This is a genomic window from Phyllobacterium sp. K27 (assembly GCF_054796155.1).
The window spans coordinates 129,356-147,219 of sequence record NZ_JBTWND010000004.1 but is presented as its reverse complement, the minus strand read 5'-3'; the positions used below and the strand labels follow the sequence as shown (position 1 = coordinate 147,219).

Annotated in this window: 12 protein-coding genes and 2 pseudogenes; 10 read left to right on the top strand and 4 right to left on the bottom strand. The window is 55.3% G+C overall.

Annotation, left to right across the window (positions count from 1 at the left end; translation table 11 throughout):
- Positions 1–43 precede the first annotated feature (43 nt).
- Positions 44–1,618, bottom strand: coding sequence for an ABC transporter substrate-binding protein (locus ACYJL1_RS22180; protein WP_460899307.1), 1,575 nt, complete (start codon positions 1,616–1,618; stop codon positions 44–46).
- 183 nt (positions 1,619–1,801) lie between these two features.
- Between ACYJL1_RS22180 and ACYJL1_RS22175 the strand changes: the two genes are divergently transcribed.
- Positions 1,802–2,569 carry an IclR family transcriptional regulator gene (locus tag ACYJL1_RS22175; RefSeq protein WP_460899306.1) on the top strand — a complete coding sequence of 256 codons (768 nt, stop codon included), beginning with the start codon at positions 1,802–1,804 and terminating at the stop codon, positions 2,567–2,569.
- A 445-nt stretch (positions 2,570–3,014) separates the two neighbouring features.
- On the opposite strand, the gene ACYJL1_RS22170 is transcribed toward ACYJL1_RS22175, so the two are convergent.
- Both ACYJL1_RS22170 and ACYJL1_RS22165 read right to left on the bottom strand, forming a co-directional pair.
- Positions 3,015–4,643: a hypothetical protein gene (locus ACYJL1_RS22170; protein WP_460899305.1), complete on the bottom strand. Its 1,629-nt coding sequence runs from the start codon at positions 4,641–4,643 to the stop codon at positions 3,015–3,017.
- Positions 4,644–4,794: 151 nt separating this feature from the next.
- Complete coding sequence (locus ACYJL1_RS22165; RefSeq protein ID WP_460899304.1) at positions 4,795–5,355, bottom strand: thermonuclease family protein; 561 nt, start codon at positions 5,353–5,355, stop codon at positions 4,795–4,797.
- A gap of 177 nt (positions 5,356–5,532) precedes the next feature.
- On the opposite strand from ACYJL1_RS22165, the gene ACYJL1_RS22160 reads away from it, so the two are divergent.
- The 9 genes and pseudogenes from ACYJL1_RS22160 (at position 5,533) to ACYJL1_RS22120 (ending at position 16,842) form a co-directional block, all read left to right on the top strand.
- Positions 5,533–6,696 (top strand): DUF4238 domain-containing protein, encoded by a 1,164-nt coding sequence (locus tag ACYJL1_RS22160; protein ID WP_460899303.1) that lies wholly within the window; start codon positions 5,533–5,535, stop codon positions 6,694–6,696.
- Positions 6,697–7,609: 913 nt separating this feature from the next.
- The gene (gene pip / locus ACYJL1_RS22155) at positions 7,610–8,572 is read left to right on the top strand and encodes a prolyl aminopeptidase (protein ID WP_460899967.1); all 963 of its coding nucleotides are present in this window, start codon (positions 7,610–7,612) and stop codon (positions 8,570–8,572) included.
- 165 nt (positions 8,573–8,737) lie between these two features.
- Positions 8,738–10,038 (top strand): annotated as a pseudogene (locus ACYJL1_RS22150) (cell division protein ZapB); the annotation flags it as partial.
- 494 nt (positions 10,039–10,532) lie between these two features.
- Entirely contained in the window at positions 10,533–10,781 is a 249-nt protein-coding gene (locus ACYJL1_RS22145; RefSeq protein ID WP_460899966.1) for an AbrB/MazE/SpoVT family DNA-binding domain-containing protein, read from the top strand.
- 1,404 nt (positions 10,782–12,185) lie between these two features.
- A complete protein-coding gene (locus ACYJL1_RS22140) occupies positions 12,186–12,422 on the top strand; it encodes a hypothetical protein (protein ID WP_460899302.1) in 237 nt (78 codons plus the stop codon).
- Entirely contained in the window at positions 12,415–13,332 is a 918-nt protein-coding gene (locus tag ACYJL1_RS22135) for a response regulator (protein WP_460899301.1), read from the top strand. The genes ACYJL1_RS22140 and ACYJL1_RS22135 overlap by 8 nt, the downstream gene beginning before the upstream one ends.
- A gap of 698 nt (positions 13,333–14,030) precedes the next feature.
- A pseudogene (locus ACYJL1_RS22130) lies at positions 14,031–15,047 on the top strand (ABC transporter substrate-binding protein).
- A 44-nt stretch (positions 15,048–15,091) separates the two neighbouring features.
- On the top strand, positions 15,092–16,084 hold the full coding sequence (locus ACYJL1_RS22125) for a FecCD family ABC transporter permease (RefSeq protein WP_460899965.1): 993 nt from the start codon (positions 15,092–15,094) through the stop codon (positions 16,082–16,084).
- Positions 16,081–16,842, top strand: coding sequence for an ABC transporter ATP-binding protein (locus ACYJL1_RS22120; protein WP_460899300.1), 762 nt, complete (start codon positions 16,081–16,083; stop codon positions 16,840–16,842). Before ACYJL1_RS22125 ends, ACYJL1_RS22120 begins: the two co-directional genes overlap by 4 nt.
- Positions 16,843–16,978: 136 nt before the next feature.
- On the opposite strand, the gene ACYJL1_RS22115 is transcribed toward ACYJL1_RS22120, so the two are convergent.
- A complete protein-coding gene (locus ACYJL1_RS22115) occupies positions 16,979–17,860 on the bottom strand; it encodes a dihydrodipicolinate synthase family protein (protein WP_460899299.1) in 882 nt (293 codons plus the stop codon).
- Positions 17,861–17,864 lie beyond the last annotated feature (4 nt).

The following is a 17,864-nucleotide window of genomic DNA, read 5'->3' as shown; positions in this document are numbered from 1 at the left end:
TCATTGGGACTGCGGCGAGCAGCCCCATCATTTATCGCCGACGTTAGTTTGCCGGCCTAACCTCGTAGGCAAGCGTGTACTTGTCACCGCGCGGGGTATAGGTAACCGTCTTTTTGGCACCCAAGACTACATTTTCGTAATGCATTGGAAGAAGCCATAGATTGTTGAATGTCTGTGTTGAGAGTTCCTGCAGAAGCGGTAGCCGTTGTGCTTCATCCAAGGTGGAACTTGCCTTTGCCAACACATCATCGATCTTCGGATCGGAAACACCACCGCCATTATAGCGGCCTGTTCCCTTTGCCTCGTCACGCGTCGCTACGAGAGCGACTGCCGGATTGGTGGTCTCGCCCGTATTGACGCCCCATGAACCGAGATAGGTACTATAGGTGCCTTTTGAATAGGCCTCCGAGTACATAGACCAAGGCATGACCTCGACCTTGGATTTGATGCCAATGCGTGTGAACATCTGCCCGACAGCCTGAAGCACTTCCGCATCCTTCACATATCGTCCGGACGGCCCGTGAAGCGTCAGGCTGAAGCCATCAGGATAGCCCGCTTCTGCCAGAAGAGCCTTTGCTGCCTTAGGATCATAAACGACATTCTTGACATCGTCCGAATGTCCTGCGTATCCCTTGGCGACGAACTGATCGGCTACAGTCCCGTTTTTCTGCATCACACGCTCAACGATTGCGGGTCGGTTTATTGACATGAGCATCGCCTGGCGGACCTTCAAATCCTGCAAAGGATTTTTGTCCAGGTTTGATCCATCTGCAGCTTTTACAAATGGGGATACGTCGCGTCCTACGTCCAGGCCCATGTAGACAAGCCTGGAGGATTGCCCGTTGATGACCTGGAGATTGTCGCTGGATTCCACACGCGACATACCATCCGCCGGAAGAGCTTCAATGATGTCAATTTCGTTTGACAAAAGCGAGGCGAGACGAGCGCCATCATCAGGCAGAAAGCGCAACGTAACATTGGACCAGTGTGACGCCCCGGGAAAATAACTGTCATTGCGCTTGAGCGTCAGGTTGCTGCCAGGTGAATAAGAAACGAAGGAGTAAGCGCCTGTTCCGACAGCACATTTTCCGTTGTCGAACTCCTGCACCGGGGCATCCTTGCAGTCAGCGCTGATGATCCGAATGCGGCTGAGCGAGTTCAACAAAAGTGGATCCGGCACTTTGGTCTCGATGACGACAGTATGGGAACCATTCGCAGTCACGTTAGCGATGTTGCGGGTGTAGGAGGCGAATCCCTGGCTCGGCTTGTCGCGAGCACGAAGCAAGGATGCAACCACATCGTTGGCGTCAAAATCGCTACCATCGTGAAATTTGACGCCCTCTCGCAACTTGAACTCCCAGTGCGTAGGATCAACTGTCGCCCACTCCGTCGCAAGCTCCGGGTCGCTTCCAGATGTTGCCGTCAGATTGATTAGACTGTCCCAAATATGCCGGGAGGTTGCGCTTTGAACAGCAGAGCTGTCTTCATGCGGGTCAAGCGTCGTCGGGGTCGTAGACATGCCGATGACCAGCGGCGTTTCCTGTGCCCATGTAACGGCAGGCATTACGATTGATCCGAGCAGCAAGAGAGCTGCCTGTTTAAGAATCTTCGTGCTCATGTCTAACTCCCATCTGAAATTTATTCTAATCCGTCGCCGCTTTCGGGCAAATTTGTTTCCCTTGTGGCTAAATTGGTAGGGCTATTTGGCCTGATGTGTCAAACACAAATCTGACATGTTACGCTTGACGTAACAGCAAAATAAGCTATCAAATGGGCCGACGATGAGACGAGGGGTTTTGGTGTGCACGACGCTGCTAACGGAAAAACTAGTGATATAATTCAGTCTGTTGACGTTTGCATTGATGTCCTTCTGCATGTGGCCAAGCACCCGGATATTCGCCTGTCGGATATTTCTAGAAATATCGGGGAAACGAAACCAAGAATCCTTCGAATGTTACGCACACTGGAATACCGCGGACTGATCCGAAAGAGCAGAACAGGCACATATCGTCTTGGCAACACCGCGATTGTTCTGGGAACCGCTGCCTCTACGCAGGTAGATCTGGTCCGGATAGCAAATCCCATTCTGGAAGAACTTGGCCAAAAAACCAATGAAACGACACAGCTGCGTATCATCGACAATGGCGAGTCGCTCTGCATCGCCAAGTTCGAGCCGATGCGTGATTTACGCGTACAGGCCATGATTGGCCGCCGCCGTCCCTTGTTTGCTGGATCTTACAAAGTGCTGCTCGCCTTTCTGCAACCTCAAGTTCAAATGCAGATGATACCAGCGACACTTCCACGCTTTACAAACAATACCATCACCAATCATGCGAAACTTCTTCAAGAACTTGAAAATGTTCGCAAGAACGGTGTCTGCGTAAGTTATGGCGAAGTCAGCGAACAGCTCGTGTCTGTCTCAGTCCCCGTCCTGGCTTTTGACGGCTCTGTAATAGCGGCCATCAACGTTGCCGCACCCGCGTTTCGCACGCAACACAGCGATGTTAACCGCTATACATTACTTCTAAAGGACGCAGCCGCTAAAATATCCGCTCGTCTCGGATGGTAAACTGCCAATTGTCCGGCGATTCAAGAGGTAACTCTCCGTGCCAGTGGCGGTCCATATGGGGAGGGAATTTTACGCTTGTTCAATTGCAGGACTTGTCAGAAACCCTTCCTTTGAAAATGCCGATAACAGGCAAATTTCGGACATTTTCGATTGTAGCGATAATGTCTACAATCCCGATTAAGAGGATGTTTTGTCTCGCCTATTCAATGATCGCCTTGAAATACGATTGAGACTACAGGAAGGTCGGGCTCAGGGTTATAAGCTGACAGCCGCTTTTGCAGATCATCGAACGATGAACGAACAATTCCGCACGTCGCCGCCAACTTTCAACTCGGCCAAAGCGTGGTATTTCGGATTCGCCAAAGCATAGACCCCCGACATATAATCTCAGGGCAGCATTTTCGGTATCCTACCGATCTGCTGGAGTTTCTGCGCTTTAAGGCATTCAGCCAGGCCAGAAAACGACCATTCTTTCCTCGAGAAGTGACCTTGGCGATGAGCCCACCTTGCGGAATCTGGCGCCGCTTGCCTTGATCGCTTTCACGATCTCCGGCGCCGGATGCTTCCAATGCAAGTGGATCGGTTGGGCGGCCGCTACCCACAGCTCCGCATCGACGACGGAAAGCGATGGATCAAAGTTGTGCGCCGAGCCGTGATGGGGGAGCACGAAGGTATTCACCCAGTCCATCTCGTCGCGATAGTGATGCTGGAACCTCTGTACTGCCAGCGGATCCTTGAAGCCTGCATCGCCGGTTCCCATCCAGCCGACGCGCGCACTTGCGAACGTCCGCGAGTTGCGCAGCACGGCGCCGGCCGTCTGCGGCTCAGCCGGACCGGAATACAACGACAAGGAGGTCTCGTTCTTGTCGCCGAATGCCCAGGCATATGCTCGAGAAACGGCGGTGCGGTGTTTCGTCACCAAACCTCGCCGTTCCTTCTCGACTTTCACCTTGTCGCGGAAGCTACCCCTCGGCCATTGCAGGAGCACCTCCACTGCCGCGCAGAAAGCCTCCCTGTCCTGCTGTGACGCTCGCTTCACATGGGGCTTCAAGAGCCATCCACCTTCGGTTCCCGCCGCAACATCGAATTCCATACGCTGCACGACGGTCGCTCCCTCGGGCGTCCGGCGCGCGGGAGCCGGGGCACTTCGCCAGACTGCCGAATCCTTGCCCTTCCATGGCATACCGTCCGGGCTGGAACGAGGAGGCTCCGCAGGCGGTAGCTCGAAGAAGCCCGTACCGCCCTCGTCCTCGTCTTCCGGCATTACCATGACGATCTGCCGCGGCCCGAACCGAGCCATGGTGCCGACGGGATCGACGACCGCATCTTCGTGGAAGCGTTCCGCACTGCGTTCGCCGCTTGTCGCACCGCTTCTCCCGAACGCGATTATCCGGTCGATGTCGTCCAGATACGGCATTACGATTGTATCGACCCGGAGCCCCCTCTTCTCGTGCAGAAGATGAGGAATGCCACAGATATGATCGCGGTCGAAATGCGACACGAAAAGCATATCGAGCCGACGCGATAGGCGTCGAGCCACGATTGACCGCACGGACTGGATCACACCCGCGATCGGATCCGAGCCGCAGTCGTAAACATACATGAAGTCGGCCGAGGGTATGGCATCGGAAGCTAGGGACGCCCGCCACATAGCCTCGTTCCGTCCAAGATCCCGAAGGGTGCCGACGTTGAAGCCGCCCTGTCCGACCGGGAGCTGATATCGATGATGTCCCAAAACATACTTCGCTACGTCGCGCTTCCATGCGCGTGGGTGGCTGGATGGTAAGCGAGCTGTCCGAGCGGCGTGGTGTGCAGCTCGCCGTTCGCGTTCCGAGCGGACCCGCCGACAGTGCCGATGGAACTCCTCACCGTCGAAAGTTCGGCGCCTGAACTCCAGTGCCTGGGCGAAGAGCTCGTCGGATATGAGCGCCCTGAGCGGATCGATGAAGGATTCCCCCAGCGCTTTCAAGCCATAGGTCCGAGCTATATCTGCGCAAATATAGAAATCGGCGCACTGGCACGCCTGGCTCCAGTTCTCGTCGTTCGAACTAGCATAAGAAATCATGTCGTTCATCTGTTTATCCAAGAACCTCTTCCATGTCGCTCCCGGGCTTTAGCAACGCTGACGGATTGAATGTTGGAGCAGCGTTCACCCAAGGGGCCTCTGCGTTTCATTGTGCATCGGTGCGCCTCTTGGCTTCGATGTTTGAAAGGAAGTTTATCATTCAGCACCATGGCATCCGCCTGCCCGTCCACTGGCGAGCCAGCTGGCGCTGTATAAGCGAGTTGCCGATGTCGCGTCCGTTAACTGAAATCAAAGCAAGGGTTCTTCCGTATTTGTCGGTCATCCTGCCCGTTTTGGGATCACCCCGGGCGATCTGGAATTCCTTGCCTTCGAGGAGTTCCTTAAGAGCGGCCTTCGCATCCAATCCTCGCTTCAGTTCGGATTCGCATTTTGCCTGGCCAATTTCTGGAGCGTCGATATTTGCGATCCTGATCTTCTCACGGTTGTAGAGGATCGTGTCGCCGTCCACGATATATAGTTGCTGTCGGCTGATGGTTTGTCCGACGAATGCGACAGCATTCGCCGAGGCATTGCCCCGAATGAGCATCGGGGCATAGGTCGGGAACATCACGATCGCGAGCAGGACAACGGTCGCCGCCCAAACGTTTTTTGGTTTAGACGTATGCTCGTAGTTCAGGCCATCTCGCCAATTTGAGGGCGCTGAATACGTCCCTTTCTTTTTTGGGCTATTGCTGCTGATCAATCTAGGCTGCTTGCTCATTTCGTCCCCCGGTAAGGAGAAATGTTAGCGATAAAACAATAAGCAAACTTTGCGCAATCGTTTAAATTTTGCAGCAACGTTAATCGGGGCAGCCAATCGGTTTTCGTGTGAAAAGCGCCAAATGAACGACGACTGCTTTGCCCCTCATTCTTACCATTTGAAGGATTGAACACACTCGTGAATGCAGTCGGCCAGTCAATTTTATCGCGATGCTTGCGCGAGAGGGCTACGCACGCAAACAGAAGACAACATATTGCGTTCCTGTCCGAAGCAAGACAACATCCGGCCGCCATGCCCGCCAACAAGTCTCAGCACTTCGTGCCCCGTTGTTATCTCCGCGCCTTCTGCGCGGACGGTGAAGGGGCTGCCATCAATTTGTTCAACATTGCCCGCGAGCATTCGATCGAATCCGCCTCGGCGAAGGGACAGTGCGCAAAGCCATATTTCTATGGGCGCGACGGTGCCCTGGAGCGGGCACTGCAGGAGCCAGAAGGTAAATACGGCGAGATCATGCGGCGCGTCCTCAACGATCCCCATGCCGCGACACAGGCAGACGTTCGACGCCTCCACGCCTTCATGCTGTTGCAGTCCTACAGGAGCGCGGCGTGGATCGAGGGTGAAATCCGGCTAGCGGAGGCGGAACGGGCGATGGTGGCCGATGAGGCCACATCGGAGTTGCTTGAAAGCCTGGTTTTGACACACGAGATGGCCCTTCAGCTCGCGCTCCACGCTTTCAGGAACAGTATAGGAAGTACGACCCACCTAGAGACGCGGATTATTTTAAATCGCACAGCGTTGCCGTTCTTCACATCTGATGATCCCGTGGTGTACACCAATCGCTTCCACCTGCAAAAGGACGTGCTGGGTGGCGCGGGCCTTGGCAGTCCAGGCGCCATGCTATTCATGCCGCTGACGCCCCAGCTCCTGCTTTTGTCATTCGACCCGGCAATCTACAGCCTGAAGAAACGGCTGGGCGAACTTGGCGTCTTCAACCGTGTCTCGGACGTGGCCGCCTTCAATGACCTGCAGGCGGTCCGCGGTCATGCTAATCTCTATTTCCGAGACTGGAACGACCGGGCGCTCGTCGAGTCGACTTATTATATGGCCAGGTCGCGCCGCAGGGAGAGATGGTTTGACGTCGAAACCCTGCAGGAGACAGCCCCAGGCAGCCATACCTTTGTTGCCGTATCGGGCGACCGCATCTACCACCCTGATCGCCGCGAAATACTTCGTACGCAGCGCAACGTACCCGCGCCCGCCGCCTGGCCTTTGTCGTTAACCTATACGGAGCACGCACGCCGCGCTAGACGCAGCGTCGACCAGAACAGCCTGTGGGAGTGATCCCCGCAAGCGGGAGTCCCTCCAAAGATCATCATTCCGCTACCGGCCCCGATTGGCAATAGAACCTCGACGCCTACGACTGCTGTTACTAGATTCCGGCCCCAAACCTGCCAGTCGGCTTCCGGCCCCCTTTCGGTCTTTCAAGTTCTCTGGCTCATGATTGCTCCAGGGACCATTTTGATTCCCTCGCCTTGAAAGGATTCGAACCATCGGCACTCTTCTTTCTTCCCCATCCAATCGGTCCTGTAAGACGGCTCTATGAAGGTCGACATAACGGGGGAGCCAGCGCTGGGTGTTTTCTCGTATAAATACGTCCGAAGAGTTCGGCAGCGGATGCTCAACCCGGCTATTTCCCAGCCGTATGGAGCGGCACATCTACTTACGCTTTATCCTGGGCCACAGCTCCAATGAGATTCGAAAACACTTCCTCTGCCTCAGAAGCGGAGCAGCTCCCCCGTGTAACAGCGCTTGTCATCGCGTCTCCTGCCGCAATCAATGCCGCGCAGGTCAATGCCAGCGTTTCTAGCCGAAAGTTTGAGTGAGGCCGTAGAACTGCCACGAACATCTCGATCACCGCCTCGACTAACTCTTTGTACACGGCAGCTTTTTCCTCGCTTCCTGCAAGCGCCGCGGCATCGGTGCTACCATCAGGGAAGCACAGCCTACTGCAATTCTGCCCGATAGGAACGCGGCATGATGGTGAGCCACAGCCACACATCGCGTACCCAGTATAGCGTTTAGTACGCGGGGCAAATTGGGTGGCGAGCAGATTAATAAAGCCGTCCTCGATAGATCGGGGTGGGTTTCCTAATCACATGACTAAGGAATAACGTCCGCAACTGACCAACTTCCGAGAGCGGTCCAGTCTGCAGTCGTCGTAAAAGTGATACGGAAACGCTCTATTTCGACGGTGATGACTGTCCTCTACGCCCAGATAGAACCGTATGCCACGGGCCAGCTTGATGTCGGCGACGGTCATCGTGTCTATTGGGAAGTCTGTGGCAACCCAACCGGTAAACCCGCCCTTGTTCTACATGGCGGTCCAGGCTCTGGTTCTTCAGCAACGGCCCGGCGCTACTTCAACCCGGAAATTTATCGTATCGTTTTGTTCGACCAACGCGGTTGCGGCAAAAGCACTCCGCATGCCAGCGAACCGGGCGTCGATCTTTCCACCAATACGACAGACCACCTTCTCGCTGATATTGAACAGCTGCGCCTGCATCTCGGCATTGAGAGGTGGTTGGTGCTCGGCGGCTCCTGGGGATCGACATTGGCGCTCGCCTACGCTCAGCGATATCCCGCCCACGTCACAGAAATGGTGCTCTACAGCATCGCGACAACAACGGCCCATGAAATCGACTGGATCACCCGCGGCGTTGGCGTATTCTTTCCGGAGGCGTGGGAGCGGTTTCGTGAGGGTGCTGCCGCCGAGAATTGCGGTGGCAATCTTGTCGAAGCCTATCACCATCTGCTGATGAGCCCTGATCCTGCCGTTCACGACAAGGCTGCACGCTGTTGGGCTGATTGGGAAATGGCTATCGTAGCGGTGCGTTCAAACCACGAGCCAAATCCACGCTGGGAGAACGCATCGTTCCGGCTGGGCTTTGCCCGTCTCGTCACGCACTACTGGCGGCACAAGGGCTGGCTTGAGGATGATACTCTTGTTCGGAACGCGGGCCTTCTTTCTGATATTCCCGGTATCTTGATCCACGGCCGTTTGGACATAGGAGGGCCGCTGATCACTCCTTGGCTTCTCAACAAGAAATGGCTAGGCAGCGAGTTGGTTGTTGTCGACGTGGCCGGACATGATGCGCGCGATCCAGGTATGAGCGAGAGTATCGTAGCCGCTACCGATCGGTTCGCGCCTCCTGCATGAGGCTAGCTTGCCCGAGCGACAAGACCGGGCAGCGACTGAATTCTTTAGCTGGTGCCATTCAGACCAAGAGGATCGCCGAGCTTCCGCTGATTTGGTGGCGATAATTTCCGCACCTTTTTTGGCGGGGGATTCCCAAGATGGGGCAAATCATGATTCTTTTGAGGAATGCCGAAAAAGCGCCTTCCCTCTCCGGCCCATGCCGACACGCTGTCGCTGAACGCGCTGCGCGATCTGGTGACTGGGCTTGTCGAACAGGTCGCTGCTCTGAAGATTGAAGTTGAGGAGCTTCGCGGCGAGAACCATACACTTGGCGAAGAGAACGCTGCGCTTCATCTGGAAAACACCCGCCTCAAAGTTGACGGCCAGCTTTTGCGTGACGAGATCGCCCAGCTGAGAACTTGCCTCCCCGCCCGCCATTTCGCCCGTCCGGCATGGAGAAGGCGACGGACAGCAAGCCGGATGGTGAACCGAGGGACAAGAAGAAGCCGCGCGGCCCGAAGCAGGATGTAAAGCGGGTGAGCCGCGAGGAGGTTGTACGTGCCGATGTTCCGGAGGTTTCGCGGTTCAAAGGCTACAAGAGTTGTTTCGTGCGCGAACTGGTTCTCAAGGCCGAGCTCGTTCATTATCGGCGCGAATGCTGGATCATCCCCGACGGCCGGACGATGATTGCACCGCTACCCGCAGGGACCATCGGTGGGTATGGCTCGAACCTGCGGCGACTTTGCCTGATGCTGCATGCACAGGGGCAGGTCACAACCGAGCGGCTGACGACATTGCTCAATGACATCGGCGTCGATATCTCCAAGCATCGGCGGAGAGCATTTTACCGCCTTCCGCACGACGAAATCGAAGTCACGCCTGAACTTCCTGTCGCTGCTGCGCGGCAACTATCAGGACTATGTGCTGAATGACGCTGCAGTGGCGTATCTGGAGCAATGCAAGGTGGACCCGGCTCTCCTGGCCAGGCTGCGGATGCGCGAACCCCAACTATTTGCCTCGCAGGTTCCTTTCCTGGAATATCTGGCAGGCAAGGGCATCGATATCTTCGACAAACCCTTGATCCGCACTGTGGGCGAAGCGGGCATGTGGGGACCATCCGCCATCATGGCCTTTTGGGCGATACGGTTATCATTTCCGACGATGCCGGCCAGTTCCGTGTCGCCAATCACGCCCTGTGCTGGATTCATGCAGAACGGCTTATTCACAAGTTGATGCCGGCAACCCCGCGCCAGGTGGCCCAGGTCAATGCTGTCCGCGATCTGGTCTGGAGTTTTTACAAAGCCCTGAAAGCGTGGAAGCAGAAACCGGCGCCTTGTGCGGACGATGCATTCCGACAGCGCTTTGACCGGATCTTCCGGGTCCGCACGGGCTATGAGGACCTCGACAAGCTGCTGGCGCGCCTGCACCGCCGCAAAGACGAACTGCTCAAAGTGCTTGAGCATCCGCAGATCCCGCTGCCACCAAATCTGCCCCGCGTACCGACTTGAAATTTCAAAGACGAACGTTTAGCGGATGGCCATGCATTGTTTTCACTTAATATTTTCTTTCATCCCGTATCTAAACCACGATTTACTTCATCTTGTCTGACTACAAAACGAAGAATTTCCAGTCAATCCTGGATAGCTCCTCTGCCGGTGCTGCAACCGAAGGGCTATGCGTCCTCTGTAGTCGTCCAAACACCCGTTTTCCTTGTATTTCGGGGGTTTGGGCCGGCTATAGGGACGCTCCATTTCCTATTATCAGCATTTTCAAACGACCGTTTTCTGATAACTTCCAATATTGTACAGAGGGCATTTAACGCAGGTCGACATAAATCAACTTCATCGACATGGTTTATCAATATGTCGATCCTATCGACATATTGATAACGCGTCGACTAATCTCAGGAACATCGACTTGCCGTTTCAAACGTAACACCTGAATGGTTGAAACTCACCTTGTAGGTATCGCCTACTGTAAAATGATCATTATCGAAGCAAAAGCTACCGTGACGACAAAGGGACGGGTGACCACTCCCAAGCCAGTGCGTGATTTTCTTGGGATCGGACCTGGTAGTAAAATTGATGTTCATAGAATGAGCGACCGAAGCGTTGTGATTACCCGTGCTGACAGTCATCGCTCGACGAGCCGATTTAGCAATCTGCGTGGCCACGTTAGCGAGGGGCCTGATACGGATGCGGTCATGGCGCTCACCCGCGGTGAGAGATGACCAAAATTGGTGAAATTGGTCAATTGCGGGTCTCATCGCTTGATATTTGGGACGAGTATTAAGGACAGCCAAGGCATTTTGTAAGCGGCCGGGCGCCGTCGGATTTGTACACGAGGCGGACGGGCCGCGTAAGGCCCTATATCTTGTCCAACCGCATGTCGGACCGGTTGCGGAGCGCTCAACTCACCGTGATCATTGATGAAGAACGGTTACGTAACATTAACGCCCAGCAGTAACGTAACGTAGCTGCGACGCCCCCTTTGCTGTCAATACCGATACAGACATACGTTACGTGATATCGCTTTTAAGCAATCGAGAGCGGGCGCAGCGCGTTTTTCATCGGGATCATCTTATCGGTCATGACGATTGCTCGTGCAAGAAACAGAAATTGAGTCCGCTAAATTTGCGGTATCATGTGACAGCTTTTCCCGTGCAGGAAGAGTGGCTCCGACCCACGAGAGCTCAGGGCGCACAGGAGCAACCGAATGCATCGCGTGCCCTCACCTCCCCTAGCACGACACGCGAGCTGAGATGTAGGCGACATCGCAGAGTGATGATGGGCAGCCGACGACGCGACTTCCAACTACGCAATCGCTTGGCCCCTCCCGACGATTGCGTCGACATCAAGGAATTTACGGCGCCTTCATCGCTGCCCAGCCGAAATCGACTGCCATTCTAGCGAACAGCCAGTTGATTGGCGAATTTACCCTTGCCGCGTGTCGTCACGGCCGTGTCCAATCCGCCTCACAAGAAAGATCTTGCAGACGACTTGCCATTGGGAAGGGGCTTAACTATTCCGCCACCTCACTTCAAAACAACCGGACTGACGGCTTGACGCCCACGTACTCCACATGGAAGTGTTGAGCGAACTGCCGAAACCTGCACAGGCATGGCCTTTGCATCTTGCAGGGCGGGCCGAGTCCATCAGGACAGCAACAACAGAAACCGCTCTGCTCTTATTGATGAGCACCTATGCGCATCGCGGTCGGATTTCATCGACGACTAAAAGCGCGGTGATTACCCTCGCCATGCGGCCGTAGGCAGTGACACACTTGCTACTGTTATTGGCCCCACAATCAGCCATTTCGAAGTAAGTTTTTATACACAACCGAAGGATGGCCCGAAGTTCACCCTCGCCTCACTCATGACCTGACGCGCTTTCGCCTTCGAACCTAAAGGCCGGGCGAATATACCAGAATGACGCTTAGAACCGCCTCGCATACTGAAGATTAGATTAAGATCCCGGGCATATCCCGAAGAGGCCCTCGGCTTGCCAGCGAGGATCGATCGCGGCCATCGGAAGCAAGTCTGGCAAAACCCTTTGATCTTCGGCAGCTTCAAAACAAGATTGCCCAGCTTCTGGGGCTGGAGTGGATCTATGACGATGAAACACCGGCTCGTGTCGTGACACCGGGCAAATTGGTTAGCCCGGGTGAAGCGCATATAGGTGAGTTGATCAGTCTTGGCGAGATCGGCTATATCCGCGGCATTGAGACAAAGATTGCCGAGTTGGCGAAGATTGAAGACAACCGCGCATTTGCCGAGGCTTTGGGACAGTTCGTTCAGATGTTTGACCTTGCCGGATATGATCGTTTCCTTCGCACATTCGAAAGCAACAAGGAGCCGGTCAAAGGTGAGTGAGCCAACCAACCCGCGCGATATTGTCCTGATTGTCGACGACTCGCCGCAAGCCCTTGGGTTTTTGACCGATGCGCTCGAGCAATCGGGTTTTTCTGTGCTGATTGCAACGTCAGGATACGCTGCACTCAATGTTGTCGAACGCATCACGCCCGATATCATCCTGATGGATGCGGTCATGCCGCAGATGGATGGATTTGAAACCTGCGCCCGCATCAAAACCACGGCCTCGGTTACGCAGGTTCCGGTTATTTTCATGACAGGACTTTCGGAGACGCAGCATATTGTCCACGCACTTGAATCGGGTGGCGTCGACTATCTGACAAAGCCGATCAATATTGATGAACTACAGGCGCGGATCAGGGTTCACCTTGCCAATGCCCGCGCCGCCCAAAATGCGCGTATAGCGCTGGATGCCGCCGGCCGGCACCTTCTTGCCATTGGCAAGGACGGCGGCTTGCGCTGGTCTACCCCTCAGGCAAACCATCTGATCAAACTGACCATGGGAAGCACACAGGCCGGTTACGAGGCGCTCTCGACATGTGTTGCGGCATGGTTGATCCGGCAACAAAGCCACAAAGATTCCGGCCCCATTACAGTGCCCGGAGAGCAGGGCGGATTGCAGCTGAGCTATCTTGGCGCCCTGACCTCTGATGAATATCTGTTCCGGTTGACCCTTGCCAATCAGGCCAGTGCAGATGAATTGCTGCGCCAGCACTTCAAATTGACTGCCCGGGAAGCAGAGGTTCTTTTGTGGATTGCCAAGGGCAAATCCAATCGTGATATCGGCGACATTCTCGGGTTGAGCGCCAGGACCGTCAACAAACATCTTGAGCAAGTCTATATCAAGATGGGCGTCGAAAACCGCGCTACCGCTGCCGTCAAGGCCGCGCAGGTGTTGCACAGTAATTAAAAGTTCTCAGCTGAGAACTTTGTTGTCAGGGGCGGGGTAGGGGCGCAAAAGTTCTCAGCTGAGAACTTTTCTCCTCATTCGGCACTCTCTTTACGGAGACGGTGCATCGCCTCATAGTTTCCGGAGCGACAAGCGTCACCCAACTTTTGCAAGGCACTCAGGAGACTTGATAAATCTGTGTATTTACGATTGTGATGCCAAATTTTTGCAAATGCCCGGCCACCTATCCAGCCGAAACCAACGCAGCTTTAGCTGCCGTTATGCTTTATGACTAATGTTTTATCAATAGGTTAGCTACGGCGCCGTTTGCGCCACGTATTCTACTATCGGAACGATTTGCCAGTCGAGAACGCGTAGTTCGCATCGCATTGATAGTCAAAGCAATATGCACGATCCCCCATTACTTTTCAAGCTGTGATAATGAACAGCTCCCACCGCACCGCGTTTGTAGCAACGTCGATAAGAGCAGCGAAGACATATTCCAACCGGAAGATCCAACTGGCGACCGGCAAGAATGCAGTTGTGCTGGCCACGCCGCGGGCCTCCAAAACCGAACGGGAGGACCGTCAGTTCGGGGATTGACTGCCAACTGAGCTATACCTCCGAACTTAAAACCAGACGAAAACAGTCTTGTTTTTGCACCCCGAGCGAGGCTATATCGCGGTCACCTCAATCCCAAAGAAGGTTTCGCTGTGAATATCCTCAAGACTGGACTTGCCGTTTGCACATTATTTGCCGTCTGCTTTACGGCTAATGCCGCAACAGCCGCATCAACACACTATCCACTGTCGATCAAGAACTGCGGTGTGACGGCAACTTTCGAAAAGGCGCCGGAACGCGCCATAGGCCTTGGCCAGAACAGCGCCGAGATATTGCTGCTGCTCGGGCTTGAAGACAAGATGGTCGGGACCGCCTTCTGGCCAAGCCAGGTCTTGCCGGAGCTTGCACAGGCCAACGCCAAGGTAAAGCTGCTGACGGTTGAGTTTCCGACTTTCGAATCCATACTCGCCCAAGACCCTGATTTCGTCGCCGCTGCTCTACCGAGCCTGATCGGGCCGACCAGCAAGGTGGCCAAGCGCGAAGATTTCGACAAGGTCGGCATCTCGTCTTACATATCACCGAGCACGTGCCTCAGCACCGAGAAGGTGAAGAATGAATATGGCAGCCGCGACCAGCTATGGAATATGAGTGAGCTTTACAAGGAGATCGACGAGCTTTCGCAGATTTTCGATGTAAGAGATCGTGGGCAGTCGTTGATCGCCGATCTGAAAAAGCGAGAGACCGAGCTTCGCTCGAGCGTCGCAAACAACGACTAGAAGCTTTCCTATGTCTTCTGGTTTTCAAGTCCGTCGCCGACCGCCGATGCTTATCTCGGCGGCAAGAACGGTGCTTCAGGCTTCATCGCAGATGTACTTGGCGGCAAGAACGCCATCTTGGCGGAAGCCGAATGGCCGACGCTCGGCTGGGAAAGCATCATCGCCACCAATCCGGACGTCATTATTGTGGCAAATCTCGATCGCAACCGGTGGGAACTCGACAAGCCCGAAGCGAAGATAAAGTTCCTGACCACCGATCCGGCCGTCAGTCAGACTCCGGCAGTCAAGAATAAGGCCATCGTGGTTATGGACGGCCAGGCGATGAACCCGACCATCCGCACGATCTACGGTGCCGAACAGGTGGCCAAGCAGTTGAAAGCCATTGGTTTGCGAAAGTGATTGATACACGTGGTACCGCTCGGCAGCTGGCTATACTATCGGCAATGTTGCTGGCTTCTCTTGTATCCATCGCGCTCGTTGTCGCTGTCAGCGTGGGTATCGGCGATCTGCCGATCCCGCTTTCAACGACGTTTTCAGCCGTGACCAACCGGCTGGGTTGGACGGCGGTGGAGATCAACCGTATCCATCAGACGGTAATCTGGGACTATCGTCTTAGCCGGGCGCTGGTCGCAGCCTTTTGCGGCGCAGGTCTGGCTCTTTCAGGAGCGATCCTGCAATCGCTGCTACGCAACCCGCTTGCCGAGCCCTATGTCCTCGGCATCTCGGCCGGCGCATCAACAGGAGCCGTCGCGATCGTGATCCTCGGCCTTGGTGCTGGAACTCTGACCCTGTCGGCTGGCGCGTTTGCAGGTGCTTTTGCAGCGTTCTTTTTCGTCGCTCTTTTATCCAACGGTGCGCGGGGCGGGGCGGATCGCACGATTCTTGCCGGGGTCGCTGCCTCGCAGCTGTTTAACGCCGCCACATCCTATATCGTGACGACATCCGGCAATGCACAGCAGGCCCGCGACGTGATGTTCTGGCTGCTTGGCAGCTTTGGCGGCGTGCGCTGGCCGGAATTCATACTGGTCTCTGTCGTGGTCGGTCTCAGCCTCGTTGCCTGCCTCTTTTATGCGCGGGTGCTGGATGCGTTTTCCTTCGGCGACGAGGCTGCCGCGGCTCTCGGTGTTAATGTCGGCATGGTAAGGGTCGTGCTCTTCGCGCTGACAGCGGTTATGACAGCGACGATTGTCAGCATGGTTGGTACGATTGGTTTCGTTGGCCTGGTCGTGCCGCATGCCGCCCGCTTTATTGTCGGTCCGCTGCATATCCGGCTCCTGCCGGCCTGCGCCATCGTCGGCGCAATCTTCATGGTGCTCGCCGACATTGCGTCGCGCGTCGTCATCCCGCAACAGGTGTTACCAATCGGCGTCGTGACAGCGCTTGTCGGCGTGCCCATGTTTTCGGTCATTCTCTACAGGTTTCAGCGCGCATCATGAGTATCAAGGCTGACAATATTACCTGGAAAATTGGCAGGAAAGCGATCATCGATGGGATTTCGTTGGAGGTAAATCCTGGCCAAACACTCGGCCTACTTGGGCCAAATGGATCGGGTAAGACCTCGTTGCTGCGACTTCTTGCCGGACTTAACAAACCAAATTCGGGACAGGTTACACTTGACGACAAGGACATCACATACATTAGCCGGCGAACAATTGCGCGACGCGTCGCGTTTGTCGAGCAACATGCAACAACCAATGCGAACCTGACGGTCCTGGATGTTGTAAAGCTCGGCCGTTTTCCGCACCGTTCGATGTTCTCGGGATGGTCAAATACCGACGACGAGGCTGTAGCCGAGGCGCTTGATCGCGCGGGCATGTGGGGAAAACGCTACGACCGCTGGCCGAGCCTTTCGGGCGGTGAGAAGCAGCGCGCCCATATCGCGCGCGCATTGGCACAATCACCAAAGGAATTGCTCCTCGACGAGCCGACGAACCATCTCGACGTTCAGCACCAGATCGGCCTCCTGCGGCTCGTTTCCAGCCTGCCTGTCACCAGCATCATCGCTTTGCACGATCTCAATCACGCTGCCATGTTCTGCGACCACCTGATCATCATGCAGCAGGGCAAGATCGCTGCTTCCGGCGCGCCGGAGGATGTTATGACACAGGATCTGTTACGGAATGTTTTTTCTGTCGAGGCCCGGATAGAAACGTCCCCGCATCACATGCGTCCCCATATTCATTACTTGCCGTGAAAGCATGAGAAGCCGTCAGAAACACTGCGCGTCGTTCGGAACAGTTTAATTCTCCGAGCGGTTGTTCAGGTCTTTATGGGAACGATGCCCAACGTCCCGAATGCCTGACGTCTGCGCCACCGGCTTATAAAGCAGTTCACGCGAGGTGGTATTGGCGCAGGATTGCCGAAATCTGGGCGTCCTGTTCAGGGCTCGGCAGCAGGGCAGGCTGGCGGCTGGCCCCGACCGACGGGTCTTGAAGGTAAAGCGCGCGCTTTACCATGGCTGGTGCGAAACCAAGCGCGTAAAGATCCGTCCGGAAAGCGGTAAAAAGTGCTTGCTGGCGCTCAGCTTCAGCCAGATCACCCGTGTTTATGGCATTCAGGATTCCACCCAGAACATGCGGCATGGCGTTGCCGAGACCCGAAATACAGCCTGCCGCACCATTTTGCAACGCCCAGAGCACCAGGTGGTCCGGACCGGAATAAACCTCAAAGCCGTCGACATCTCTGGCAATATGAAGATAGGCCTCCAGCGTCTCCCTTGCCCCGCCCGAATCCTTTATCCCGGCGATATTGCCGTGACCTGACAGCACGCGTGCAGTGTCGGGCTCGATATGGTTTTGTGTGCGGGCAGGGATGTCGTAAAGATAGACGGGTGTCTTCACCGCATCGGCAACAGTCGAGAAGTGGCGGATCAGCCCGTCCTGCGTGCAGGCGATGAAAAATGGAGTGATGACGGCGATGCCGTCAACGCCGATACGGTCGAATTCACGTGCCAGTTTTATCGTCTCGAAGGTTGCCGGCATGCCGGCATTGACAATCACCCGGACCCGGCCATTGACCTCTTTAACCACTTCTTCGGTCAGCCGCACCTTTTCCTCAAAGGTCAACGCGCTGAAATCGCCATTGGTGCCAGCACACATAATGTTGTTGCCGGCTTCGATCTGACGGCGGACCTGAGCTCGGGTTGCCTGATAATTAATGGTTTCATCCTCGTTGAAGCAGGTCACGAGAGCCACGAAAGCTTGCTTGATCATGGGT

What these genes read in the sequence shown, in the direction of transcription:
- ACYJL1_RS22170 (WP_460899305.1), bottom strand. Translation starts at nt 4,643, where the DNA reads ATGAACGACATGATTTCTTATGCTAGTTCGAACGACGAGAACTGGAGC.
- pip (WP_460899967.1), top strand. Translation starts at nt 7,610, where the DNA reads ATGACTGTCCTCTACGCCCAGATAGAACCGTATGCCACGGGCCAGCTT.
- ACYJL1_RS22120 (WP_460899300.1), top strand. Translation starts at nt 16,081, where the DNA reads ATGAGTATCAAGGCTGACAATATTACCTGGAAAATTGGCAGGAAAGCG.
- ACYJL1_RS22115 (WP_460899299.1), bottom strand. Translation starts at nt 17,860, where the DNA reads ATGATCAAGCAAGCTTTCGTGGCTCTCGTGACCTGCTTCAACGAGGAT.
- ACYJL1_RS22145 (WP_460899966.1), top strand. Translation starts at nt 10,533, where the DNA reads ATGATCATTATCGAAGCAAAAGCTACCGTGACGACAAAGGGACGGGTG.
- ACYJL1_RS22180 (WP_460899307.1), bottom strand. Translation starts at nt 1,618, where the DNA reads ATGAGCACGAAGATTCTTAAACAGGCAGCTCTCTTGCTGCTCGGATCA.
- ACYJL1_RS22125 (WP_460899965.1), top strand. Translation starts at nt 15,092, where the DNA reads ATGTTGCTGGCTTCTCTTGTATCCATCGCGCTCGTTGTCGCTGTCAGC.
- ACYJL1_RS22165 (WP_460899304.1), bottom strand. Translation starts at nt 5,355, where the DNA reads ATGAGCAAGCAGCCTAGATTGATCAGCAGCAATAGCCCAAAAAAGAAA.